The 25,758-nt window shown below is 37.2% G+C and carries 22 protein-coding genes; 18 read left to right on the plus strand and 4 right to left on the minus strand.

Translation table 11 applies throughout. The features are described 5' to 3' along the window. The first annotated feature begins 55 nt into the window (after positions 1–55). From ACY45D_RS08660 to ACY45D_RS08725, 14 genes are all read left to right on the plus strand, one after another. Complete coding sequence (locus ACY45D_RS08660; RefSeq protein ID WP_463109320.1) at positions 56–1,840, plus strand: IucA/IucC family protein; 1,785 nt, start codon at positions 56–58, stop codon at positions 1,838–1,840. Further along, entirely contained in the window at positions 1,833–3,326 is a 1,494-nt protein-coding gene (locus tag ACY45D_RS08665) for a lysine N(6)-hydroxylase/L-ornithine N(5)-oxygenase family protein (RefSeq protein ID WP_463109321.1), read from the plus strand. The genes ACY45D_RS08660 and ACY45D_RS08665 overlap by 8 nt, the downstream gene beginning before the upstream one ends. Continuing rightward, positions 3,323–5,140 (plus strand): IucA/IucC family protein, encoded by a 1,818-nt coding sequence (locus tag ACY45D_RS08670; RefSeq protein ID WP_463109322.1) that lies wholly within the window; start codon positions 3,323–3,325, stop codon positions 5,138–5,140. Before ACY45D_RS08665 ends, ACY45D_RS08670 begins: the two co-directional genes overlap by 4 nt. Positions 5,141–5,186: 46 nt before the next feature. Further along, entirely contained in the window at positions 5,187–5,834 is a 648-nt protein-coding gene (locus ACY45D_RS08675; RefSeq protein WP_463109323.1) for a GNAT family N-acetyltransferase, read from the plus strand. Further along, entirely contained in the window at positions 5,831–6,202 is a 372-nt protein-coding gene (locus ACY45D_RS08680) for a hypothetical protein (RefSeq protein WP_463109324.1), read from the plus strand. The genes ACY45D_RS08675 and ACY45D_RS08680 overlap by 4 nt, the downstream gene beginning before the upstream one ends. Continuing rightward, positions 6,199–7,449: an MFS transporter gene (locus ACY45D_RS08685; protein WP_463109465.1), complete on the plus strand. Its 1,251-nt coding sequence runs from the start codon at positions 6,199–6,201 to the stop codon at positions 7,447–7,449. Before ACY45D_RS08680 ends, ACY45D_RS08685 begins: the two co-directional genes overlap by 4 nt. 10 nt (positions 7,450–7,459) lie before the next feature. After that, positions 7,460–9,715 (plus strand): TonB-dependent receptor, encoded by a 2,256-nt coding sequence (locus tag ACY45D_RS08690; RefSeq protein ID WP_463109325.1) that lies wholly within the window; start codon positions 7,460–7,462, stop codon positions 9,713–9,715. Between the two features lie 266 nt (positions 9,716–9,981). Further along, a complete protein-coding gene (locus tag ACY45D_RS08695) occupies positions 9,982–11,202 on the plus strand; it encodes an MFS transporter (protein WP_463109326.1) in 1,221 nt (406 codons plus the stop codon). Between the two features lie 323 nt (positions 11,203–11,525). After that, positions 11,526–12,542: an alpha/beta hydrolase gene (locus tag ACY45D_RS08700; RefSeq protein ID WP_463109327.1), complete on the plus strand. Its 1,017-nt coding sequence runs from the start codon at positions 11,526–11,528 to the stop codon at positions 12,540–12,542. Between the two features lie 149 nt (positions 12,543–12,691). After that, positions 12,692–12,916, plus strand: a complete 225-nt coding sequence (locus ACY45D_RS08705; protein ID WP_120383569.1) for a hypothetical protein — start codon at positions 12,692–12,694, stop codon at positions 12,914–12,916. 363 nt (positions 12,917–13,279) lie between these two features. Then, positions 13,280–13,402, plus strand: coding sequence for a hypothetical protein (locus tag ACY45D_RS08710; protein ID WP_463109328.1), 123 nt, complete (start codon positions 13,280–13,282; stop codon positions 13,400–13,402). Positions 13,403–13,801: 399 nt separating this feature from the next. Then, positions 13,802–13,915: a hypothetical protein gene (locus ACY45D_RS08715; protein ID WP_463109329.1), complete on the plus strand. Its 114-nt coding sequence runs from the start codon at positions 13,802–13,804 to the stop codon at positions 13,913–13,915. Positions 13,916–14,129: 214 nt separating this feature from the next. Continuing rightward, positions 14,130–14,474, plus strand: a complete 345-nt coding sequence (locus tag ACY45D_RS08720; protein ID WP_463109330.1) for an SMR family transporter — start codon at positions 14,130–14,132, stop codon at positions 14,472–14,474. Positions 14,475–14,526: 52 nt separating this feature from the next. Next, a complete protein-coding gene (locus tag ACY45D_RS08725; protein WP_463109331.1) occupies positions 14,527–15,081 on the plus strand; it encodes a TetR/AcrR family transcriptional regulator in 555 nt (184 codons plus the stop codon). 151 nt (positions 15,082–15,232) lie between these two features. On the opposite strand, the gene putA is transcribed toward ACY45D_RS08725, so the two are convergent. Next, complete coding sequence (gene putA, locus ACY45D_RS08730) at positions 15,233–18,994, minus strand: trifunctional transcriptional regulator/proline dehydrogenase/L-glutamate gamma-semialdehyde dehydrogenase (protein ID WP_463109332.1); 3,762 nt, start codon at positions 18,992–18,994, stop codon at positions 15,233–15,235. Between the two features lie 121 nt (positions 18,995–19,115). On the opposite strand from putA, the gene ACY45D_RS08735 reads away from it, so the two are divergent. Then, complete coding sequence (locus ACY45D_RS08735; protein ID WP_010111721.1) at positions 19,116–19,604, plus strand: Lrp/AsnC ligand binding domain-containing protein; 489 nt, start codon at positions 19,116–19,118, stop codon at positions 19,602–19,604. Between the two features lie 130 nt (positions 19,605–19,734). On the opposite strand, the gene putP is transcribed toward ACY45D_RS08735, so the two are convergent. Next, complete coding sequence (gene putP / locus ACY45D_RS08740) at positions 19,735–21,234, minus strand: sodium/proline symporter PutP (RefSeq protein ID WP_463109333.1); 1,500 nt, start codon at positions 21,232–21,234, stop codon at positions 19,735–19,737. Between the two features lie 368 nt (positions 21,235–21,602). Between putP and aspA the strand changes: the two genes are divergently transcribed. Both aspA and ACY45D_RS08750 read left to right on the plus strand, forming a co-directional pair. Next, positions 21,603–23,054 (plus strand): aspartate ammonia-lyase, encoded by a 1,452-nt coding sequence (gene aspA / locus ACY45D_RS08745; protein WP_463109466.1) that lies wholly within the window; start codon positions 21,603–21,605, stop codon positions 23,052–23,054. A gap of 275 nt (positions 23,055–23,329) precedes the next feature. After that, positions 23,330–23,773 carry an SRPBCC domain-containing protein gene (locus tag ACY45D_RS08750; protein ID WP_463109334.1) on the plus strand — a complete coding sequence of 148 codons (444 nt, stop codon included), beginning with the start codon at positions 23,330–23,332 and terminating at the stop codon, positions 23,771–23,773. Positions 23,774–23,859: 86 nt separating this feature from the next. Here the strand turns inward: ACY45D_RS08750 and ACY45D_RS08755 are convergent, their stop codons facing one another. Next, positions 23,860–24,396, minus strand: a complete 537-nt coding sequence (locus tag ACY45D_RS08755; RefSeq protein WP_463109335.1) for a lecithin retinol acyltransferase family protein — start codon at positions 24,394–24,396, stop codon at positions 23,860–23,862. Between the two features lie 189 nt (positions 24,397–24,585). Between ACY45D_RS08755 and ACY45D_RS08760 the strand changes: the two genes are divergently transcribed. Next, the gene (locus ACY45D_RS08760) at positions 24,586–25,341 is read left to right on the plus strand and encodes a phosphodiester glycosidase family protein (protein ID WP_463109336.1); all 756 of its coding nucleotides are present in this window, start codon (positions 24,586–24,588) and stop codon (positions 25,339–25,341) included. 110 nt (positions 25,342–25,451) lie between these two features. Here ACY45D_RS08760 and ACY45D_RS08765 read toward each other — a convergent pair whose 3' ends face one another. Beyond that, positions 25,452–25,697 carry a hypothetical protein gene (locus tag ACY45D_RS08765; RefSeq protein WP_463109337.1) on the minus strand — a complete coding sequence of 82 codons (246 nt, stop codon included), beginning with the start codon at positions 25,695–25,697 and terminating at the stop codon, positions 25,452–25,454. Positions 25,698–25,758: the final 61 nt, after the last annotated feature.

Here is a 25,758-nt window from a genome sequence, read left to right on the forward strand (position 1 = left end):
TTATAACTTTTATAGAGCAGGCTTATTTTACTCTTTTGTGAAGAGGACTCGTAAGATGCAACAACTAGCCAATCGGTTGGCGATGCAACATTTCATGAATGCTTATACGCAAGAAACTGGCAAAGGTTATTTGCTTAAGCATGATCAACAAAGTTCTCAACAACATGCGTTTAGCCAAGGTTTGACGCTGTTATCCATTCCTATCTATTCTATTCAAGCGCAATGCTATTTCCCTCTATCCTATCTCAGTCGAGTAGGGCGTCACCGTTTAGCAGATCTTCCGCAGGTGATTATTCACGGACAAATGAAGACTTTAAGCCCTATTACAATTATTGGTCTCCTGCTTGAAGAACTGGTTCTTGAATCTTCGATTCCATTAGATGCTGCTTCATTGGTTGAAAAATGGATTCAAAGTCGCGATGCATTGCAACAATTTTTAAATCAACGTGAAGATGATTTTGATGATCTTGTTAAAGCCGGTCAGAGTTTTATTGAAACTGAACAAGCTTTGATTCTGGGGCATAGCATGCATCCAGCACCGAAAAGTAGAACAGGTTTTGTGCATGAAGATTGGTTAAAGTTTTCACCTGAACATAAAGGCAAAACACAACTGTATTATTGGTTGGTTCATCAGGAGTATATTTCCGAGGGCAGTGCAACAGATGAAGCTATTTCAAGTCAGCTCAAAACTGCGTTGCAATGGTATTTATCTGAACAAGATCTCAATCTATTAAAAACCCATACTGAATATAAATTACTGCCTTTACATCCTTGGCAAGCGCGTTACTTACAAAGTAAACCGTGGTTTGAACATCTTAAACAAACAGGACAATTGATTGATTTAGGCTTGCGTGGCTGGCAATTTTCGCCAACAACATCGATTCGTACACTTGCCAGTTTTAATGCACCTTGGATGGTGAAACCGTCACTTTCAGTGATGATCACCAATTCTATTCGTGTCAATTTAGCCAAAGAATGCCATCGTGGTGAGCTGGCGCACCGTTTATGGCACAGTGAATTGGGTCAAAATATTTTAAAACAGTGCCCAAGCTTAAAAGCGGTGAATGATCCCGCTTGGATGGCGCTAAAAATTGATGATGAAGTGGTTAATGAAAGTATCTGTATTTTCCGTGATCAGCCATTCCATCCGCAGCAACAAGTCACTTGTATTGCATCTCTCTGTCAGGACCATCCAGATAAACCTTTAAACCGTTTTAATGCTTTATTCGCAAAAATTGCCAAGACAAACTCTGAAACCGATTTTTCAAACATCGCTTTGGATTGGTTTAATCGTTTCCTTGAAGTCAGTTTGCAACCGTTGATGTATGTCTACCATCGTTATGGTATGGCTTTTGAATCACATCAGCAGAATGTGTTATTGGAGCTAGAGAATCATTTTCCAAAAAGCTTGTGGCTACGTGATAATCAAGGTTTCTATTATATTGAAGAATTTGCCACTGAAATTCTGCAAGCCTTACCTGAGCTGAAAGAAAAGGCTTTTGCTGTTGGCCCAAAAGATTTTGTGGATGAACGTTTTAGTTATTATTTCTTTGGAAATACCTTGTTTGGCATGATCAATGCGATTGGTGCAACAGGTTATATCACCGAAGATGAATTGCTTGAACATTTAAAAACTTTCTTGCAAGAGCAATTGCAGCAATATCCTGATAGCACATTATTACAGGGGTTATTGTTCAATCCAACTTTACCTTATAAGGGTAATTTACTGACTCGTTTACATGAGTTAGATGAACTGATCGCACCCGTCGAAAATCAATCTGTTTATGTACAACTGCCAAATCCACTGTTCATGACAGAAAAGGATGTCAGTTATGCTTGATTTTATTGGAATTGGTCTAGGACCATTTAATTTAAGTCTTGCCAGTCTGCTACACAATAAAAGTGCAATGAACTATGCATTTTTCGAGCAAAAAGCTCAATTCGATTGGCATGCAGGAATGCAATTACCCAATACAGTATTACAAGTACCCTTTATGGCAGATTTGGTGTCGATGGTTGACCCAACCAGTCCATTCAGTTTCTTAAATTATCTGCGTCATCAGCAACGTTTATATAAATTTTATTTCTTAGAGCAACCCCATATTCCACGTTGTGAATATAACCATTATTGCCAATGGGTTGCAGAACAGCTTGACTGTATCGAATACCAATCTCCTGTTTTGATGATTGAACCGCAAAGCATCGGTTTTAAGGTACTGGTTGAGTCAGAAGGGATTCAGCAAAGTTATTTATGCCGTCATTTGCTGATTGGAAGCGGTAATGTGCCTTATTTGCCTGAATGTCTGGCAAAAGTTCAGCAACAGCAACCACAAAAATGTCTGCATTCTGCTCAATATATGACGCATGCTGATACGGATTTACATGGCGATGTAGTGGTGCTTGGTTCAGGACAATCGGCTGCTGAAATCTTTATTGATCTGTTTGATGAACAGCAAAATGCGGCAAATCATCTATTTGATTTACATTGGTTTACCCGTTCTCAAGGTTTCTTCCCAATGGAATATGCACCATTGGGATTGGAACACTTTAGCCCTGACTATGCGCAGCATTTTTATGATTTGCCTGTCGAGAAAAAAGAACAGCAATTGCAGCAGCAAGCTTTGTTGTACAAGGGGATCAGTGCAAAAACCATTCGTGAAATCTATCAAAAACTTTATCACCGCAGCATCGCAGGGCAAAGTTTACAAACACATTTACATAGCCAATGTGATTTAAAAGATGCCGAAGTGTTGGATACGCAAAAGATTCGACTGCATTTTCAGCATCGTGCTACAGCGCAAAGCTTCCATCTCGATTGTGATTTCCTTGTGGCAGCAACAGGTTATTTTACGCCTGACTTTGGTTTTATGCAGTTATTGAAACCTTATATTGAATTTGATCATAAACAGCGCTGGCAAATTACCGAGGACTATCGAGTTGTACATCATCTGAATGGTCATATTTTTGTTCAAAATCAAGAAATGCATAGTCATGGCGTTGGTACACCAGACTTAGGTCTTGGCGCTTATCGTGCAGCCACGATTATTAACCAATTGGCTGAGCGTCAGATTTATGAGCTTGGGCAACAAGTACAGACCTTCCAAAATTTTAACCTCTCTCAAAATCCTAAAATTTGTTTGGCTGATCACGATACACGTTCAGAAGCGTGCTTTTGTGAAAAGAAGGTCAGTAAAAACCTATCTACTTTAAAGAATACAGAACAGAACTCGGTAACGGCGCATTCAACAACACATTCATCCAGTCGTGGCGCAAGTATTCGTACACAAACGGTTGCTGTGCATCCAACTTATGAGAAATTGATATGAACTTTGCAACTTTAAAAATTAATCAGCAGCAATGGCGTGCCGCAGGGCAACGTCTCATTGAAATGGCGATTGCAGAGTTTCTCTATGAAGAAATTATTGAAGTGAAAGCCTTAGCAACAGGACGTTATCAGCTTGATCTCGGTAATCGTCATTACGAATTTCAAGGCCACCAATATTTACTTGGACACTGGAATATTCAGGAAGGTTCGGTACGTGATGTAACCAATGGCCAGCAGAGTGATCAGCCCGCTTGGAATTTACATGAGTTTATTGTCGCAATGTCTGACAGCACTGATGTTAAGCCATTTACCAAAGCATATTTAATTAAAGAAATGAACAATACTTGGCTGGCAGAAGCACATTTGTTTAATGAAACGCGTTTGCCAAGTGCTGCGGTTTTAGCTGAACCACATTATAAAATTGAAGGTATGTTACGTGGTCATCCTTGGCTGATCATGAGTAAGGGGCGTATGGGCTTTGGTTATGATGACTATTTAAGCGCTGCACCCGAACTCTCACCTGAAGTCAAAGTATTATGGTTGGCAGTACATCGTGATTTAGCGGAATATCGCAGCACTGAACAATGGGATGCTTGTGCTTTGTATCAGCATGAGTTTGATGCCAATGAACTGCAACAATTTCAAAATATTCTGCAAGAAAAAGCATTGAATCCACAAGATTATTTTTTGATTCCTGTACATGCTTGGCAATGGCATCAATGGCTGGTTCCAACCTATGCCAATGAAATTGTTGATCAAAAAATTATTGAGTTGAACATTAGCCAAGACAGTTATGTGCCGATGCAGTCTATTCGGACATTGTGTAATATATCTAACTTACAACGTCATTACGTTAAGCTACCAGTCAGTATTTTTAATACCGCAGTTTATCGAGGATTACCTTCAAAACGTAATCTTGCAGCGCCTGCTGTTACTGCATGGTTAAAGCAAATTCATCAACAAGATCAAGACTTGCAAAAAACTGGTGTGATTTTCTTAGGTGAAGTGGCGACCTTAACCATTCACCAGCCGTGTTTTGACCAAATTGAAGGTGCGCCTTACCAATTTAAAGAACTCTTTGGTTGCTTATGGCGTGAAAGTGTCGATCGTTATGTTGATCCATCACAGCAAGTGCTTTCTCAAGCTGCGTTATTGCACCGAGATATTTCAGGTCAATCCATTCTGAGTGTGCTGATTCAAGCATCAGGTTTAAGCCCTTTGGCTTGGTTAGCACAATTTGCGCAAGTTTGTTTGAGCCCGTTATTACTCTGTTTGTATCGTTACGGTTTAGCATTCTCACCACACGGCGAAAACACTATGTTGGTGCATGAAAATGGCGTACCGAAAGCATTGGTATTAAAAGACTTCATTGATGATATCAATTTGGTGGATGAAGATTTCCCTGAGTTGGCGCAATTGCCCTCTGAAGCTAATTTGTTATTACGTCATGAAGCCACAGACTTAAGTCATTTCATTTTCACAGGCCTGTTCATGGTGCATTACCGCTATATCTGTAATGTGTTCTTGCAAGATTATCCTGAATATTCAGAACTTAATTTCTGGCAAACCATTTCCAACGCTATTTCTGAGTTTAACCAACAGCATCCTGAATTGGCTGAACGCGCTGAAAAATTTGCCATGTTACGACCAACTTACACCAAGATTTGTTTGAACCGTGTGCGTTTATTTACCACCAGTTATAACGATGAAGCAGAACGTCCTGTTCCTGTTTTCTTAGACCCAATTGCTAATCCTGTCAGTCCAGCGACATTGGTGGAATGGGCAACTCAACAAGCTGAATCTAAAGCGAGCTAAGTGCCTCTAACAAATAAATAAAGTATTGAATATATAAAGGTCTGATATGAACACAATCTCTCAGCGACTCCCTGATTATTATGAATACTATGAGAATGGGACGCAATATTATTTAAGGCAAGTGCAGTATCCACAAGATATTCCTTTATTGCATCAATGGATGCATGAGCCACATGTCATCCCACAATGGCAATTGAATAAATCTGAACTGGATTTACAGGTTTACTTTGACAAGATGCTGGCAGATGACCATCAGCGTTTATTAATTGTTGGGGTAGATGGTAAAGACGTGGGTTATACCGAAATCTATGAAGGTAAACGAGATCGTTTAGGTCGCTATTACGACGGTGATGAGCATGATTTAGGTTGGCATCTACTTTTTGGCGATAAATCTGTGTTTGGTAAAGGTTTTTTACGTCCAACTATTCGCTTGCTCAGTTTCTATATTTTTGAACATTCTCAAGCCAAAAAAATTGTGGGTGAGCCCGACCATACGGTTAAGCCTTATGCAGCAGTCGTCGAGGACTTATGTTACGAAAGCCAAGGTCTCATTCCAATGGCTGAAAAAACCGCCATGTTGTACTACTGCTTTAGAGAAACTTTTTATCACAAGTTTGGTCAATCTCTCCAAACGTCACAGCAATTACAACAACAGCTCGCAAATCAGCCAGCCAAAGTCCTGAGTGTTACATGAGTTTATCTATCAATGAGATGCACATCTTGGACATGCGCTTTGCCGCACATGTCTCGGTGGCAGAATTTGAACAATGGTTAGCGCATATCCAACAATATTTCGAGCAGAAAAGAAATTTTGTGCTGATTATGCAAACTGAAGTGGATACCGAATTTCCCGAAGAATATCGAGCAATTCAAGCGAAATGGTACAAGCAATATAAATCCGATTTTTATCAATATTGCCTAGGTTTTGCTCGTATTGCCCAAGATGAAGAGGATCGGATTCGATTAGACACGCCTGCTTTGCAAAAAGCGTGGCATGTGCCTTATTTCGTCAGTTTAAACCAAGCCGATGCCGTGCAATGGGCTGTGCAGAGGTGGTTATGAATCAACAATTGAATTATGACAATGCCTTTCCAATCAAAACAGTATCCGCACTGAGCCTATCGGTAGTGGTGGTATTGTATCTTGCACATGCTTTGCCATTGTATTTTTACAACGTGGCTTTACCTACGATTTTACGCCATCAAGGCGTGGATTTGCGTTGGATTGGCATGTTGTCATTACTATATATCCCGTGGGCGTTTAAGTTTTTTTGGGCGCCATTGCTTGATCGCTTTTATTTGAAATCACTGGGTAAACGCAAAACTTGGCTTTTATTCACCCAAATTGCCTTGGTTTTAGGTGTTGTTGCCTTGGCTTTGACACAATTTGACTATGGTTTAAGTGTCTTTGTGATTGTGGGTTTATGGATTTCAACTTTTGCTGCAACCCAAGATATTGCGATTGATGGTTATACCGTTGAAACATTTTCCGAGTCTGAATATCGCCTTGGCAGTATGGCGCAAAGTATTGGGATTGCTTTAGGCAGTATGGTGGGTGGCGCTGGTACTTTATGGTTGTATCAACTCTATGGGTGGCAAACGGCACTGATTGCTTTAGCCGCAATGACAGCATTCACCATGTTGGCGATTTTTCAAATTAAAGAAAAATCAGCGACAGAAAAAATTGCCAAGCAAGCACCTAGCCTTATTCGTGCTTTTAAACGCCCTGAAATGTTATGGGCTTTGGCCTTGATTGTCTGTTATCGCGTGGTTGAAGCACCTGCAATGGCAATGCTCAATCCCATGCTGATTGATCAAAATTGGTCATTGGCACACATTGGTGTACTGATGTCCGTAGTCGGGGCGGGTGTCGGTTTATTGGCAGCAGTATCCGCAGCATTTTTATTAAAAAAATTAGCAGCAACTCAATTATTGATTTGGGCAGGTTGGGCACGAACTTTGATTTATGCCTTGCTTGGGGCTGCTGCCCTACTGAGTTGGTTTGATCAATGGCAAATGTTACTTGGTGTATTTGTCGTGTTCATTTTAGCCATTCGTTACGTCGCGATGACCGCTTTATATGCGCACTTCATGCAAACCAGTTCTAAGGAGCAAGCAGGAACAGACTTTACGATTTTAGTTTGTTTTGAGCTGCTGGTTTATTTCATTGGTGGGGCAATGTCAGGCTTTTTAGCCAAAGCATTTGGCTATGGAAATTTCTATCTCATTCTCGCAGCTGCATCTGTACTGAGTGTCTTACTCAGTCAATTGTTAATCCACAAATCAAAACAAACGCAACATTTCACCTAGGGGGTAATTTATGAAAGTTATTTCACTTTCAACATCATTCACATTGTTGAGCTTGGCCATAAGCACACAACTTTATGCTCAAACTGTTGAAACAGAATCATCAACACAAGCCGTTGCTGTAGAAAGCCAAAAGCAAACACAGCTTAACCCAATCGTGGTGACAGCAACGCGTTCAGCTCAAAGTATTGCGGAAATTGCGGGAACAGTACAATCGATTGAACAAAAACAAATTGAGCAACAAGCTGCTGCTGGGCGAAAACTTGCAGATATTCTAGCGCAGTTGGTGCCTTCGCTTAGTCCAAGTAGTGGTACAACCACCAACTATGGTCAAACCATGCGTGGTCGTCAGGTACTGGTTTTGATTGATGGTGTCGCACAAACAGGTTCACGTGATGCTGCTCGTCAACTGAATAGCATCAGCCCAGACTCAATTGAAAAAATTGAAGTAGTTTCAGGTGCGAGTAGTATTTATGGTTCAGGAGCAACAGGCGGTATTATCAATATTATTACCAAAAAAGGCACTGCGGACGGTTTAAGTTTTGAATCAAAAGTGGGTGTGACCTCGGGTGATCATTTTAAAAATGATGCACTTGCTTATGAAGCTTATCAATCGGTTGGATTCAATCAAGGCGATTGGAATGGTTTCTTAGGTGCTGGTTATACCAAACGTGGGGAAATCCAAGACAGTCATGGTGATCGTATTGGGCCTGAAGTTGCACAAACCGATCGTCAAGACACCGAGACAGTCGATGTAAATGGTCGTTTAAGCTGGCAATTCACAGATAAGCAAAGACTTAGCCTTGGTGCGCAATATTATGATGATCAACAAGATTCAGAATATGGTCCTGATTATGGGACAAACTTTGCCGTTTTAAGAGGAAATCCACCGAGCTTAAAAGCGTTAAAAGGTTTTGAAATAGATGAGCAACCCTTTACAAAACGTTATGCAGTGAATGCGCAATATCAAAATACAGATGTGTTAGGGCAAGAGCTCAACGTTGAAACTTATTATCGTAATGAAAAAGCAAGATTTTATCCGACCATTTTAAGTAATTTTATTCCTGCAGGTTATTACTTAGCGTATCAGTCAGAGTCTGATATTGATGTGGCAGGCGTTCGTGCTGCAATGACTTCTAAACTCAATCTTGTCGATCGTGCTTTGGAACTGACTTACGGTGTTGATTATGACCATGAAAAAGATAAGCAAACCGCAGATCTTTATAGTTTTAGCAATAATGGTCTGAAATATAGTAATACAGGTCGCAGTTATGATTTTGGCCCAGATGCAACCATTAAAAATCTAGGTGCATTTGTACAAGGTCATTATGATTTAACAGCAGCATTGAATGTACAAGCGGGTATTCGTTATCAGCGTATCGAAAGTGACACAAGTTCATTTAAACCGACCGTTGCTGCTATTCAAGGTGATATTACAGGTCAACCCGTGGGCGCAGTAGAAGCAGGCTCAGTGAAGCATGATAAAACATTATTTAATTTAGGCGCTGTTTATAAATTAAATGATCAACAACAAGTCTTTGCAAACTTCTCACAAGGTTTTAGCTTACCTGATATTCAGCGTGTTTTACGTGATGTTTCGGCAGGTTATCTGGTGCGTTCTGAAAATGTAGACCCAATTACGGTCAATAACTATGAATTGGGTTGGAGAATGCAAAATGAGCATGATCTTAATTTAGGTTTAACCACTTTTTATAATACATCTGATAAAGTTGTTCAATTTAAAGCAGATCGTTCAGTCACGGTCGCCGATACAGACCAAAGAGTTTATGGCGTAGAAGCAAATGCAAGTATGCCTGTACTCGATCAGTTTAATGTCGGTGGGACGCTTTCTTATACCCGAGGTCAATTTAAAGACGCGGCGGGGAGTTGGAGAGAACTGAATGCATTACAAGTTTCACCAATGAAAGGCACAGTATTTGGTGAATGGCAGGACGATAAAGGCAATAACTTACGTGTACAAATGCTTGCTGTAAAAGGTACGGATAAAGCCTATAAAGATTCGTTAGTTGCCAAATATGATGCCAATGTTCGCCCGAATGCTGCGACCAAAATCAAAGGTTATGCTGTGATGGATGTGATTGCCAATGCAAAAGCAGGGCCAGGAACTTTAGGTTTTGGAGTGTATAACGTTTGGAACACAGAATATAAAACCGTGTTTAGCCAAGCAGCAGAAGCAATCTATGGGGCAATTTCTAGTTTACCTGCGCAAGGTCGTACTTACGGTTTGAGTTATACCGTTAAATACTAATCCAATCAAAAGGCATCTTTTTAGATTAATGACAGTCAGTTAAGCTTTTTTAAATCCTCTCCCTTGTGGAGCTATGCTCCTCACCTTTGAAAAAGGAGGAGTATCTTGGATTCAATACCTCATTGAATTCGCGAGTGTTCCCCTCTTTTCCTTGCGCCATATATGGCTCAGGGTTAGGGGAGATTTATCAATCAGTAATAATAAAATTACTCTTAACTAATCAATATTCATCTTTTTAGATGCCTTTTCTTTTTATGACATTCATTATGCAAAGAAATTTTAAATTATTGGCTTGGGCGACTTTGGCCAATGGGACTTGTTTCTCGATGATTTTGCCTTTACTTGCACCTTTCATGCGTCAATTACAACTTACTGAATTTCAGGGAGGAATGATTGTTTCTGCGGGGGCAATGTGTATGGCAATAGCATCGATATTGATCGCCAAGAATAAAAAAATTCAAACAGCATATCAATTGATGAATTATGGTTTTTGGGGAATGACCGTTACATGGGCAGTTTTCACATTCATCCTTTATTTGGGCATCAATCAAAGTTTAGCGCCTGTTGCAATTTTTATACTTCTTATAGTCAGCCGTGCAAGCACAGGGGCATTCATGGCAATGCCACAAATTGGTTTACAAAGCTATGTGATGCAGCATGTCACTGATACAGAACAACGAAGTCGGAAAATGGTAATGTATGGGGCAATGAATAGCTTGGGGATGATCATTGGGCCATTTATAACGTCTATATTGTTAATCGGTGGAATCTTATTCTCGATGTGGTTTGCAGTTATTCTACTGCTTATATTTAGTATTCTACTGACCATTTTCTTTCAAAAAGATGTCGCTGTGCCTAGAGATTCAATACAGCAAGCAAGCTCAAAATCTGAATCAATAGAATTTTCAATCAAACCTGCTTTACCATGGTTAATTCTTGGTTTGAGTACTTATGTGGCAATTGTGACTTTGAATATGACCGCAGGATTTTATATTCAGGATCGCTTTCAACTCAGCATACAGCAGAGTGCAAGCTATTTTTCCCAGTGTATGTTAATTGTTGGTTTTAGTTTAGTTTTGACACAAATAATGATTGTGAAAGTGGTCAAACTCAGTTTAAAAGCTTTGGTTGGATTGGGGATGGTAGCAATGATTGCGGGAATATTATGGTCTTTAAATGCGAATCAGATGATTTATTTCCAAGCGAGTTATGTACTCTATGGTGTCGGCGTTGCATGTCTAATTCCTGCATTCACCACAGGTGCAGCACAATCTGTAAGTCAAAATGCACAAGTTAAAATGGCGAGTCTATGTACTGCAATTCAGGCGCTTGGTTTAATTGTTGCGCCATTATTCAGCACTTTTTTATATCGTTATGCGATCCATTTACCTTTTTATTTACTCTTGGTCTTAATGCTTACTGTGGGTTTGTATCTGGCTTGGATTTTAGCGAAACAAACGAAAAGCGAGCTTAAGTTACAGGTGTAAGGAGGGACGTATTGAAAGAGCTAGATATTTAAAATAGATCTAAATAATCAAATGGTTAGATGGTTGAATTGTAAAGTGAATTTTAAAACCAAATATTTTAAATGTTATATGTGTGAAATATATCACGAAGTTGAAAAATAATTGAGATGCATGTACATTCGAGCCAAACAGCATGCTTTGATCATCGAATACACCTGTGTTTATGGTTTTGATTAAAGATTTAAATTCGAAAATCAAATTTAAAGCAACGAGTTTTCTTGAATCTATTTGCAGATACAATTTTTTGATTTTATAGCATCTTATTTTAATGATTAGAGGTAAAAATGCGATTACCCAATTTTCTAAGCTGTATTATTTTAATGTTTATGCTTTTAGGTTGCCAAAATGTGCAAACCAATAGCAAAGTTATTGCTACAGCATTTGATACATCAACACATTTTCAACGTATTTTATTGGATCATTATGCACCTGAAAATGTACAGGTTAAGGCAAATATAAGTTATCAAAAAGATCCTCAACTCAGTTTGGATATTTATCAAAGACAAGATATACAGCAACTTGGAAAACGACCAACCGTTGTTTGGATTCATGGCGGTGGTTGGGTGTCGGGTGCAAAAGATAAGGCCAGAGGATATTTCAAATTACTGGCAGCGCAAGGTTATAATGTTGTTTCAGTGCAATATACCTTTGCTCCTGATGCTGTTTATCCGACACAACTTTATCAAATTAATAATGCCTTAGCGTTTATTAGTCAGAATTCAAAGCAATATAATATTGATTCAAATCAATTATTTTTAGCAGGAGACTCTGCTGGAGCAAATTTGGCGAGTCATTACGCCGCTTTACTGAGCAATCCAACATTTGCAAAGCAATCAGAATTTTCACCTAAGATTCAAGCCTCTCAGTTGAAAGGGCTGATCTTGCATTGCGGAATTTATGATATGAATGCTTTTGTAAATACTGCACCAGATGAAATCAAGTTAATTGAATGGGGCGTGAATACCTTGGTACAAGCTTATACAGGTAATCAAAAGGACAATACTGAATACTTAAAATTTATTTCACCAGCCCAACATCTTACTTTGCAATATCCACCAGTATTTATTAGTGGTGGCAATAAAGATTTTCTAACCGATACACAGTCAATGCCTTTTGTAAAAGCATTACAAGAAAACAAGATTCCTGTAGAAGCTGTATTTTATCCAAATTCAAAAGAATGGTTGGTACATGAATATCAATTTTTCTTGATCAATAAAGCCAGTCGTCAGACTTTTGATAAAACAATTCAATTTATTGGGCAATACAGTAAAGATGGTGATCAACAAGCTTTGGTTTTATAAATTTGATGATGATCAATAAAATGTTTGGAAAATAAACGATGATTATTTAGAAGTAGCAATAAGTTACTGTGTTTTATTCACTTAAACTGAACTGTCATAAAAAGATGTTATACCTAGATCAAAGTGATTATGTCTAGAGAGTTGAGCAGATGGATATTAGTGTTAAAAAGGTGAATAAACGAATTGATGAATTTTTAGAATCTGGGCAAAAACCTCAATTATTAGAAATAGGCTACAAAACATTTTCAAAGTTAATGCATGAAGATAAGTTCGTCAATGCTTTAAAGAAAGATCAAGATGATCCAATGCTCAGATTTTACAAAGATATCCAAATTAAAATGGTCACTGAAAAGCATCACTTTGAAGTGAAGTAAATTGTTGAACCAAGATTGTCATAGAGTAGATGTGTCGTTTTGCAGAATTTAAAAGCACATGTCTATTTTTATTGAATCAATTTTATACATCGTTAAAAGGTGTAGCAGCTTTGGCCAAAGTTTAATTTATCCACTTACAGCAAAAATAAAAAATTAATTTTCAATCATTTTATATGTTTATCTATATTCAACGTCATTTAATTGAGTTGTGAATGTCTCATTTTTCTTATTTCAATGCTCAATTCTAAATACATAAAGCATGTATTTCATACAAAAGCGGTGCAAAAAGGCCTCAGAAGGACACAGTTAAAAGTGTTAGATTTTAAATACAGATTTAGGTCAGTAAACAGCAAGGTGTAATGTATGAAACTTTTGAAAATTGTTGGTATAAGTCTTTTGGCTGGATATTGCTATAAGAAAGTTAAAGCAAAAAGAGCAGTCGTTAAGCCAAGTAAAGCTGAAGAAATAGAAAACTCTTTAGCATAACTTATAAATATTGATTAAAATTGGAAATAAGAGCTTCGTGTGATTCACGAAGTTTCTTTGTAGGTTTTTAAAGCAATAGAAAGAAACATGTTGATTTAAAATAGTAATATTCACGTTCTTTTTGTTTGTGTGAATGAAAGAATACAGATGATGAATCCCATTCTTATTCATCGCTATTGCTTAGATGAGCTAAAGCATTTTACCAAGTAATAAATAAAAATGATGTTTAGTGATAGTTTTGCAAATGATTGAAATGAGTCTTAAATTTAAAGTATACGACTAAAGTATAATGCTTTTAAGAAAAATTTAAGTTTTTTTGCTATTTTAATTTCTAAAAATATTACAAATTATAACAAAGTATTATAAAATGAATTAGGATTTGTTTTGTGATGTGAAATAATGGAAATTTTAAAATTTATTAGAAGTTTCAATACTTTAAATACATATTTGTTTTTATCAATGACTATTTTAATGGTGTTGATTTCATTTTTTTATTTTGTGAACCCCAATTAATAAAGAATAATATCCTAAAAGGAGAAATGTTTAGTTAATATTTCTCCTTTTTTATTGGCTAAATTCATCATTAATTTTCTTATAATAATCTGAAAAAAATATAAGCATTTTTGGTTTTTTGATATTTTTTTAATCACTAATTTTATTTGAATCATTGAATTTTTTTTGATTTTAATTCAACATACCGACCAATCGGTATGTTTTGGGTGCGGTGATGAACGCTTTAAGCTTTGCTTATATTTTGTTGGGCTTTGCAATTATCTCTGAAGTAACTGGTTCAACATTTTTAGTTAAATCTGAAGGTTTTACTAAATTATGGCCATCTGTAGCCGTGGTCATATTATTTAGTTTAGCTTTCTATTTATTATCACAAGTGATCAAAGTCATTCCTTTGGGGATTGCATATGCGATCTGGGCGGGTGTAGGTATTATTTTAACTGCAATCATTGGTTATTTTGTTTTTAAACAAAGTTTAGATGCTGCTGCTATGATCGGCATTGGATTAATTGTTTCAGGTGTGATGGTGATTAATTTATTTTCAACTTCAACAGGACACTAAGAAGCCAAGTAAGAAGAAGTACATTTCTTAGTCACTGAGGAGAGTTAGAACAATGGAAAATCCGCATCAACGCAAGAAAGATCCTGAACGAGTCAGGCAATTAATTTTAGACAAAGCGATTCAACTTGCGGCTGAACAGGGCGTCCAAGGCATGTCAATCCAAAGTGTAGCAAGTATGGCAGGTGTCACCAAAGGAGGAGTCTTTCATCATTTTGCCAATAAGCAACTTTTAATCAAAGCGATGCTTGAGGAATTAATTCATCAGCTAGATCGTGAAGTCAGTGCAAAAATTGAAAATGACACGGTTGCCTATGGTTGTTTCACCCGCGCATATATTGAAGTAACTTTAAGCTCAAATATTGGTGTGAACTCGGCATGGGGCGCATTATGTATGACTGTAATTACAGATAAATCTTTTAGTGAAATGTGGAATCAATGGTTAGAAACACGTTTAAAACAGCACGCTACAACAGACCAATCTATCGATTTAAAGATTTTACGTTATGCGGCAGATGGCGCATGGTTTATTGAAGGTTTAGTGCCTGAACCTCAGGATGATTATGAGTTAATCAAGCAGGAATTGATTTTAAGAAGCTACCCAAAATAATAAAACGTTGCTGTGCCTAGAGAAAAAGTACAGTCAGAAAAAAACCAAGTCAAAATGATTGGCTTGGTTTTTATTGTTTAAAGCAGACTTAAAATTTAAAAATACATTTTAAGCAGCTAAAAAACAGTAGATTTTATAGGCAATAGACCAATCAAAGATTATCTAAGGTCATCAAACTGGCATTACCGCCTGCCGCAGCAGTATTGATACTAATTGCACGTTCAATGACTAATCGTTCCAGTGGAATACGTTCATTTGAATCATTGAGATGTGTGATTCCAATAATCGCACCCGATCTTTGTGCAATGATACTTTGCAACCGCATTAAGTTTTTAGCAGAATCATGGTGTAGGATGGCATCGAATTCGCCTGATTTTAAATCATTGACCATGATAAATTGCTGTTGCAGTGCTTTTGGCATGCTTTGAATCATTTTAAGTGCAATCGTTGTTTCACTTAAAATACCAACTTTTGCACCAACGGTTAAAATCGCATTGAATTGATTTAATAAACCATATTCATCATTTGAAATTGCCAAAACATGAGATCTCGGAACCACTTGGTATTGGTTCAACTCACCAGTAGGTCCTGGAAGTTCATACAAGCCGATTGGTGATTGATAGTTTTGCAGCGTATGTTGTGGGTAGTGTTGCTTAGCCCACGTTTTAAATTGCTCAAACATTTCAGGTGTTTTAAGTTCTAACTGCGCTGCAATGTTCTTTAACGTACCAAATGGTTTACTTGGCAATTCACGATGTTGTAATAATTTATACAAATAAATTGGACCACCAGCTTTAGGACCTGTTCCTGATAATCCTTCGCCACCAAAAGGTTGCACGCCTACAACAGCACCCACGATGTTACGGTTAATGTATAAATTACCCACTTCCGCATGTTGAATAGTGGTTTGAATGGTTTCATCAATACGGGTATGTAAACCCATCGTTAGGCCATAACCTTTACTATTGATTTGATTTAACAGTTGTTTTAACTCACCATATTTATAAGTAATGATGTGTAAAACTGGACCAAATACCTCACGTTCTAAATCATTTAAATTTGGAAGTTCGATAAGCGTTGGGACAATAAAAGTCCCTTTATTTAAGTCACTACTTGGCGTATTTTCAGCCAGTTGATGTACTGGATAACCTTTACTACGCATTTTTTCAATATGTTTTTCAATATTTTGCTGCGCTTCTAAGTCGATCACAGGACCAATATCAGTTTTTAATGCAACGGGGTTACCCATTTTCAATTGTTGCATTGCACCTTTTAACATTTTGATTAATGTTGCGGCATTGTCTTCTTGTACACATAAGATACGTAAAGCAGAACAACGTTGACCTGCACTGTCAAAAGCTGAGTTCACTGCATCGATCACCACTTGTTCTGTCAGTGCGGATGAGTCAACAATCATGGCATTTTGTCCGCCAGTTTCCGCAATTAGAGGAATAGCTTGACCTGTAGGGCTGATTCTTTGCGCTAAAGTTTTTTGCAAAATTTTCGCAACTTCAGTAGAACCTGTGAACATAATGCCTTGAATACGTTCATCTTGGCTTAATTTAGCACCAACCGTTTCACCACGCCCCGGTAGAAGTTGTACCACGGCTTGCGGTACGCCAGCTTCCCATAATATTTGAATCGCTTGCGCTGCAATCAAAGGGGTTTGTTCAGCTGGTTTTGCAATGACTGTATTACCTGCAACCAATGCCGCTGCAACTTGCCCTGTAAAAATAGCCAGTGGGAAGTTCCAAGGGCTGATACAAAGAATAGTGCCTAACGGTTTGAGTTGCTCATCATCAGAAATATGTTGTACTTGTGATGCATAATAACGTAGAAAATCAACAGCTTCACGAACTTCAGCAATACCATTGCTATAGGTTTTACAACTTTCACGACACAGCAGAACCATCAGTTCTTGCATGCGTGATTCCATAATATCCGCTGCTTTTAATAATGCATCTGCACGAAAATCTTTTGCAGTATTTTTCCAATTTTCAAAAGCTTGATGTGCATTATTTAGTGCTAAATCAACTTGAGCTGTTTCAGCTTCAATCACGTAGCCCACAAGGTCATCGTGATTGGATGGATTACGGATTTCTTGAGTATTTTGCTCAGATAAATCCTGTAAATCTAGGTTCTCAACTAGGCTGTAACTGTTCCATTGATTATGTGAATACTGTTGAACAATTTGATTCAATTCAACTAATTCACTGTCATTGGCTAAATCTATACCATGTGAATTTTGGCGAATACCTTGGTAAAGATCTTGTGGTAATGGAATAGCAGGGTGCTTTAATCCAATCGCATGCTCTTTTTGTGCCGTTGTTAAGATCTCTTGAGTTGGATTTTCAATCAAGTCTTCGATTTTAATATTTTTATCTGCAATACGGTTTACAAAAGATGTGTTGGCACCATTTTCCAATAAACGACGCACTAAATAAGCCAATAATGTTTCGTGATTTCCTACAGGTGCATAAATACGACAAGGAATGCCTAATTTATTGTCAGATTTATTTCCAACCACTTGCTCATACAGCGGTTCACCCATGCCATGTAGACATTGGAATTCATATTGTCCTGCATGATAGTTGCTTGGATCGGCAAGTTCATAAATCGTTGCAAGCGTTTGCGCATTATGGGTTGCAAATTGTGGGTAGATATTTTCAGGTGCTGCCAAAAGCTTTTTAGCACAAGCAATATAAGACAAATCTGTATGAACTTTACGTGTAAACACAGGGTAGTCTGTCATACCATCAATTTGTGCTTTTTTAATTTCGCTGTCCCAATATGCACCTTTGACTAAACGAATCATTAAACGTTTATTGCTACGTTTAGCAAGGTCTACAATATAATCAACAAGATAGAAGCAACGCTTTTGGTATGCTTGGATAACGAAACCGATCCCTTTCCAATCTGCGAGTTGAGGTTCAAAGCATAAGCGTTCGAGTAATTCTAAAGAAAGCTCTAAACGTTCTGTTTCTTCTGCATCGATATTTAGACCAATATCGTAAGTTTTAGCAAGCAATGCTAAATTTAAAATTTTAGGATAAAGCTCTTGATGTACGCGTTCTGTTTGAGAACGTTGATAACGTGGATGTAATGCAGAAAGTTTAATAGAAATACCTGGGCCAGAATAAACATCTTTGCCTTCAGAAGCTTTACCAATGGCATGAATTGCTTGGGTATAGTCATCAAAATAACGATCAGCGTCATGCTCAGTCAATGCTGCTTCACCCAACATGTCATAAGAATAGCGGAAACCTTTATCTTCAAGAACTTTGGCATGATCCAAAGCTTCTTCAATGGTTTCACCTGTTACGAACTGTTCACCCATCATACGCATAGCAACATCAACAGCTTTACGGATAATGCCTTTACCAGTACGTGCTAGCAAAGAAGTTAAAACACTTGAAAGGCTGGTTTGTTTCGGTGTTTCCATGAGCTTACCTGTGAGCATTAAGCCCCAAGCAGCAGCATTAACAAACATCAAATTACTTTGACCTAAGTGATCTTTCCAATTGCCTTGGTTGATTTTGTCACGGATGAGTAAGTCACGTGTTGCACTGTCAGGAATACGCAATAAAGCTTCAGCCAAACACATGAGTGCAATTCCTTCTTGAGAAGAAAGCGAGAACTCTTGTAATAAACCTTGAACAATACCTGCTTTGCCTGATGAGCTTTTGCGATCACGTAAACTGTGTGCCAAATTGAAAGCAATATCATAAATTTTTTGATTCAAATCTTGATCGATTTGAGTCTGTTCAAGTAAATATTCGACACACTCAGGCTCAGAACGACGCCAAGCAGTATTGATTGCTACTTCATAATCACTTTTATCTTTAAATTCAGTAATATAATCTAAGCTAGCTGGAGCGAAATCGGTATGAGGGAAACTTTCAATGCTACTCATGTCAACATCCTGTGACTTGTGAAAACTTTTAGTTGAACTGACAACTTTATATAATTTATGATTACAGAATCATTGACGAATAACTCACTATAATTTTCGTATTTTTTAGAGAATAATTCAGATGAATAGCGATATTTTAAGCCTTGACCGTATAGATATTAAGATTTTAGATATCTTGCAAAAAGATGGACGTATTTCCAATATCAAACTTGCAGAAGCGGTGAATCTGTCACCAACTGCGGCTTTGGCTAGGGTACAGAAACTGGGAAATGAAGGATTTATTCTCGGTTATGAAGCTAAACTCAACTATGAAAAATTAAACTCAAACTTTGTGGTCTTTGTGGAAATTCTTTTAGATAAAACCACACCCAATGTTTTAGATGAATTTTCGTATGCTGTTGTGCAATACCCAGAAATCATGGCATGTCATATGATTAGTGGGGGATTTGATTTTCTAGTGAAAATTCGCTGTAAAAATATGGAGGAGTTTCGACGCATTTCAGGTCAAATTTTATGGCAATTACCCGGTGTAAAAGAAACACGAAGCTATCCAGTGATGGAAGTGATTAAAGACAGTTCTCAGATTTATTTGAATAATAAAATTAAGTAATTCATGTCAATATTTTGCTGATGTTGCAGTAATAGCGCTGTTTAGAGATTCTATTTTCAATACACAAAATTAAAGGGGCTTGCGCCCCTTTAATGTGTACAATCATCATTTAATTAAGTTTTACAATAGCTTAATTCATTTCACGATCATAGATTTTTTCAGCTTCGTCAAAACGATCAACAACGTCTTGTTCAGGCGCTTTACCCATTAAACTCACTACGATGATACTGATCAACGATAGGATGAAGCCCGGTACGATCTCATATAAACCAGTATCCGCCATCGTGTTTTTCCACAGAATAACAGTTACCGCACCTACGATCATGCCCACTAAAGCACCATTGAGGGTCATGCGCTTCCAGAACACTGAAAGAATAATCAATGGACCAAATGCAGCACCGAAACCAGCCCATGCATAAGAAACCAGACCAAGTACTTTACTTTCAGGGTTCATCGCTAACAAAATCGCCAATACAGCAATCGCCAATACCATGAAACGGCCAACCCAAACCAATTCTTTTTGAGAAGCGTTTTTACGAAGGAATGCTTTGTACAAGTCTTCAGTCAGCGCACTTGAACAGACCAAAAGCTGACAGCTGAGTGTACTCATCACTGCCGCAAGAATCGCTGCTAAAATTACACCTGCAACCCACGGATTAAATAGAACTTTAGTTAATTCCATAAATACAGTTTCAGGGTTTTTCGCTACAATTGCCGCCGCTGGAATATCAGGGTGTGCTTGGAAATATGCAATACCGACATAACCTACAGCAACAGCACCTCCTAAGCATAGAATCATCCAAGCCATACCAATACGACGTGCATTTGGAATAGACTTAACAGAATCTGCTGCCATGAAGCGTACTAAAATGTGTGGTTGACCAAAATAGCCTAGACCCCACGCCATTGAAGAAATAATGGCAATCGCACTTACACCCGTAAACATACTCGATGCATGAGGGCGTGCTGTTTCAATCAATTGGTTAACATGTTGAAGATCACCAATGGCCAAGAAGGTCATAATTGGTGCAAGTAAAAGCGCAAAAATCATTAAGCCTGCTTGGAAAGTATCTGTCCAACTAATGGCTAAGAAACCTCCAATACATACATAACTCATTGTCGCAATGGCACTGACCCACAAGGCAGTGGTGTAATCCATAGCAAAAATACTTTCGAATAATCGTGCGCCTGCAACCATACCCGATGCGCAGTAAATACCGAAGAATATTAAAATAACCAATGCTGAAATAATACGAAGCACTTTCTTTTTATCACCAAAACGACTGGTGAAATAATCGGGTAAAGTCAGTGCATTATTCTGAACTTCAGTGTGTACGCGTAAACGTCCTGCAACCAAGTACCAGTTCAACCATGCGCCAATGATTAAACCAATTGCAATCCATGATTCAGATAGCCCAGTAAGATAAATTGCACCTGGCAACCCCATGAGTAGCCATCCACTCATGTCTGAAGCACCTGCTGAAAGTGCAGTTACAAAGCTACCTAAGCTTCGGCCACCCAAAATATAATCTGAGAAGTCTGTGGTTCTTTTATATGCATACAATCCAATACAAACCATTGCAATAATATAAAAAATAAAAGTAACCACTGTGGGGTTAAGTGAATCCATAATCAATCCTTTTCCATTTGGGACATTATCCAAGTATTATTTTTTTATAGCTACACATTTACGTGCAGATTCTTCCATAGAATTAAAAAAAATCGCTGTATTTTTTATAAGGTGATTATGAGAGCATTATGTATCTGAATGTACATTTAGATACAATTCAAAATTTCACCGAGTAAGACGATTTTTTAATCAGGTAAAATTTGGAGTAAATATTATCTTTACACAAAGTTACAAAGCGTACATGTATTAATATTCTTATAAGAAATTTTATCGAAAAGATGTATTTTGCTAATACAGAAATCAAATAAAAGGAATATGATTTAGCTATTGCACATATAAGGTGCATTATAAGAGTAAAGTAAATGGAAATAGAAACGGTTCAAGCGGATACCACCAGAATAGAAAAGGATTTACTTGGTGCGAAAGAAGTACCATTAAATAGTTATTACGGTATACACACATTAAGAGCGTTGGAAAACTTTAAAATTTCTAAACATACGGTTGGAGAGCAAAATTTTTTCATCCGTGCATTGGCGCAAGTAAAAAAGGCTTCTGCACAAACCAATCAACAATTTAATCAGATTTCGGAAGAAACCAGTCAGGCAATACAAAATGCCTGTGATCAATTGATTCAAAATCCTGAACAATGGCGTGAGTCATTTCCTTCGGATGTGTTTCAAGGGGGTGCGGGTACTTCGATCAATATGAATGCCAATGAAGTCATCGCGAATATTGCTTTAGAATCTCTAGGGTATGCAAAAGGTCGTTATGACATTATTCATCCCAACGATCATGTGAATAAATCTCAATCAACCAATGATGTTTACCCAACAGCATTGCGATTAGCGACTTATTATTCATTGGACCTACTTTTTGAGAAAATAAATCATTTAATCCATTCATTGCTTATTAAATCGACGGAATTCCAATTTGTTTTAAAAATGGGTCGCACTCAATTACAAGATGCAGTACCGATGACTTTAGGGCAAGAGTTTCATGCTTTTGCAACATTATTAAAAGAAGACGTACGCTTAATTAGAAAAACACGCGAACTTTTATTAGAAATTAATTTAGGTGCAACGGCGATTGGTACAGGTGTGAATACACCACATGGTTATGCAACCCAAGTCAATGAGAATTTAAAAACAATCACAGGTTTAAATTTAATCGGTGCGGAAGATTATGTTGAAGCAACCAGTGATTGCGGTGTATTTATTTTACTTTCGAGTACATTAAAACGATTAGCTGTTAAACTTTCTAAAATTTGTAATGATTTACGTCTACTCAGTTCAGGGCCACGTACAGGTTTATGGGAAATTCGTTTGCCAGAATTGCAAGCAGGCTCATCGATCATGCCTGCAAAAGTCAATCCTGTGATTCCAGAAGTTGTCAATCAAATTGCATTTAAAGTGATTGGTAATGATTTGACGATTACTTTTGCGGCTGAAGCAGGGCAATTACAGCTGAATGTTATGGAGCCGGTGATTGCAGTTTCATTAAATGAATCGATTGAATTGTTGATCAATGGTATTCAGACTTTGGATGAAAAATGTATCCAAGGTGTGGTGGCGAATGAAAAAACTTGTTATGACGCAGTGATGCGTAGTGTCGGCATTATTACCTTACTTGATCCTATTTTAGGTCATGCAAAATGTGATGAAATCGGTAAGCAATGTATTGCTGAGAATAAAACTATTCAGGAAGTGGTACTTGAGCAAAAATTATTGACTCAAGAGCAACTGGATACGATCTTCTCATTTGAGAATATGATTTCAGAAATTGCAGTGCAACCTTATGAAGAAGTTGAGAAAGCAGGCTGATGATGTTTTTAAAACTGAGCATTTGGAATGTAAAGTGATTAAAAGCGCGAAGTTTTCTAACTAATATCAGACTCGGATTTAAAAATCCGAGTCTTTTTTTGAGATCGTTACACTGATTGTTGTTTCTTGAACATGTTGATTTGTAAGATGCAATTCGCGTTTTAAAATCTGTATTACCAATATTCATTCATATAAAAAGATTAACAAAATCATGTTGGCTAAGTTGTTTTAGTTATGGTATCACTTTGTTAATACAATAAATTTGGAGAATAACAATGAATCCAACCATTGAAACCCAAATGTTGATCCGTAAACCTGTTGCCGAAGTATTCCAAGCCTTTATTGACCCTGAAATTACTTCACAATTTTGGTTTGATTCCTCTACGGGGAAACTTGAACAAGGCAAAACGGTACAATGGACATGGTCTAAATACCAAGTCGACACCCAAGTTAAAGTTTTAACAATTATAGAAAATAAACAAATCCAAATGGTATGGGGTGATCCTAAATCTACAGTCGACTTTATTTTTGAAGAAATTAGTCCAAACAAAACTTATTTGCGCATTCGAAATTACGATATTCCATTACAAGGCGCTGAATTGATCAAATTTATCATTGATGCTACTGGTGGCTTTACAACGGTTGTTGATAATTTAAAAGCTTATCTTGAGTATGGTTTAAAATTAAATTTAATTGAGGATAAATTTCCACCTTTTTAAAAGTATTTTACACTCTTCAAACGACTTTAAAATTTAAAAAAGCCACGTCTTAAAATCGTTTGATGCGTTTTACACAGCTTGGCTTTTTATTTCTTAACTTGTTGTTCTTTTAAAGATAAATAAGTAGGTAGTTTTAATTTGGCCTGAGCTCTGAGTTTCATTTTGATATAGAGCACGAGAGCAAAACAAGTCGTTGCAAGCGTTAAAAATAAACCATTCATATAGGTCATAAGCGAGCTGATATAACCAATTGTGGTTAAACGATTCATCATTTTGACAACTTGTGGGCTACTTTCTATATCGGTAATGGCCCAACTACAGAGATGTTCACAGTTGTTAATAATCAAATGGTAGTTATTTTCATGCATGCGTAAACGCATACGACGCACGATATGACGACCTTTATATTTAGGTGAATCATAATGGCGAATCGCGATGCTTTTACCATGTGAGAATTTTTCTAAAGATGTGACTTCGATTGGACGCTTTTTAAAAAGATGTGCAAAGCCTGAATAATGAATGACTCGACCTTTTCCTGCATAGATTCCATGATGACTATAGCCCAAATGTTTAACAATGAGATGAGCACCTAAAGGATAATGATATAAGCGTTTTTTCAGCATATTTCACTCAGTTCAAATAAAGTATACATATGTATTTAATTGAAAGGATAAAATCATTATAGTCAAGCCAAGCGAATATGGTAGTACTAAAACTGATAATTCAGTAAAGAATTGCATCTAAAATGATAAGTAATTTTCATTATGATCTGCTATACATTGTAGAATAGAAAAAAATTGATTAAGCCATCTATGAATTTAAAAACAATAATTTTGCGTTTAGCTGCATTACTCGGGGTAAGTAGTTTGGCTATGAATGTTCAGGCCAATACAGATTATATTCAAATCAAACAGGATAAACGCATTATTGCAGATGCTGTTCGTATTGATGATTTGGCGAAACTACAATTATTGCTGAAGAATCAACAGGGTATGCCTTATAAAAAGTTTAATCAGGTTCAAAAATCAATGCCGCATTGTAAAATAAGTTTTGCGATGAATGCAGGAATGTATCACGCAAACTTCTCTCCAGTAGGACTATATATTGAGCAATTTAAGCAACTGAGTGCATTGAATACCAGTACAAATCAATTTGGTAATTTTTTTCTACAACCGAATGGTGTTGTTGCTTGGAATAAGAAAAAAGTAGTACTTTTAACCACACAGCAGTATGCACAATCTAATTTTAAAGCAGAATTTGCAACACAATCTGGCCCAATGTTGGTGATTCATCGTGAGATTAATCCAATATTTAAATCGGACTCAGATTCTTTAAAAATTCGTAATGGTGTGGGTATTAAAAACAATCAGCTTTATTTTGTCATCAGTCGTGGAAAAATCAATTTTTATCATTTTGCGGATATTTTTAAGACACAGCTTAAAGTGGATCAGGCTTTGTATCTCGATGGAACAATCTCAAGTGCTTTTATTCCACAAGCTAAACGGCACGATCAAATCTATGATTTAGGGCCGATGTTTATTTATGCGGAGCCAAATCATTGTGATTGATTGACGACATGAATAAGTTGTATTCATTATATTGGTTTTACAGCTTAGTTCTGAAAGATACAGTTGTAGAATATGAATTCCACAACTGTATTTTGAATCGTGTGATCGATCTATTTCACCATACTCAGAATAGATGATTGTGCTTTACAGGTTTGAATCGCTTCATCTTTAGATAAGCTTTTGATTTGTTCTTCAAAGGCTTTCTTTTGCTCTTTTAGGGCATCTTCTGGAATACCACTTTGTTTTGCGATTTTTTCCATATGTTTCCAAGATTCTTCACACTCTTTTGGCATATTGCTACATGCGCTTAAAAGGACAGTCATTGCGAAAACTGGAATTAAAAATAAAGGTTTCATCTTTATATCTCTCAATTTTTTATATTGGTATAGGTTGTCGTTAGAACAGCAATTGATTTAT

Source organism: Acinetobacter sp. BZX-2 (genome assembly GCF_055179795.1).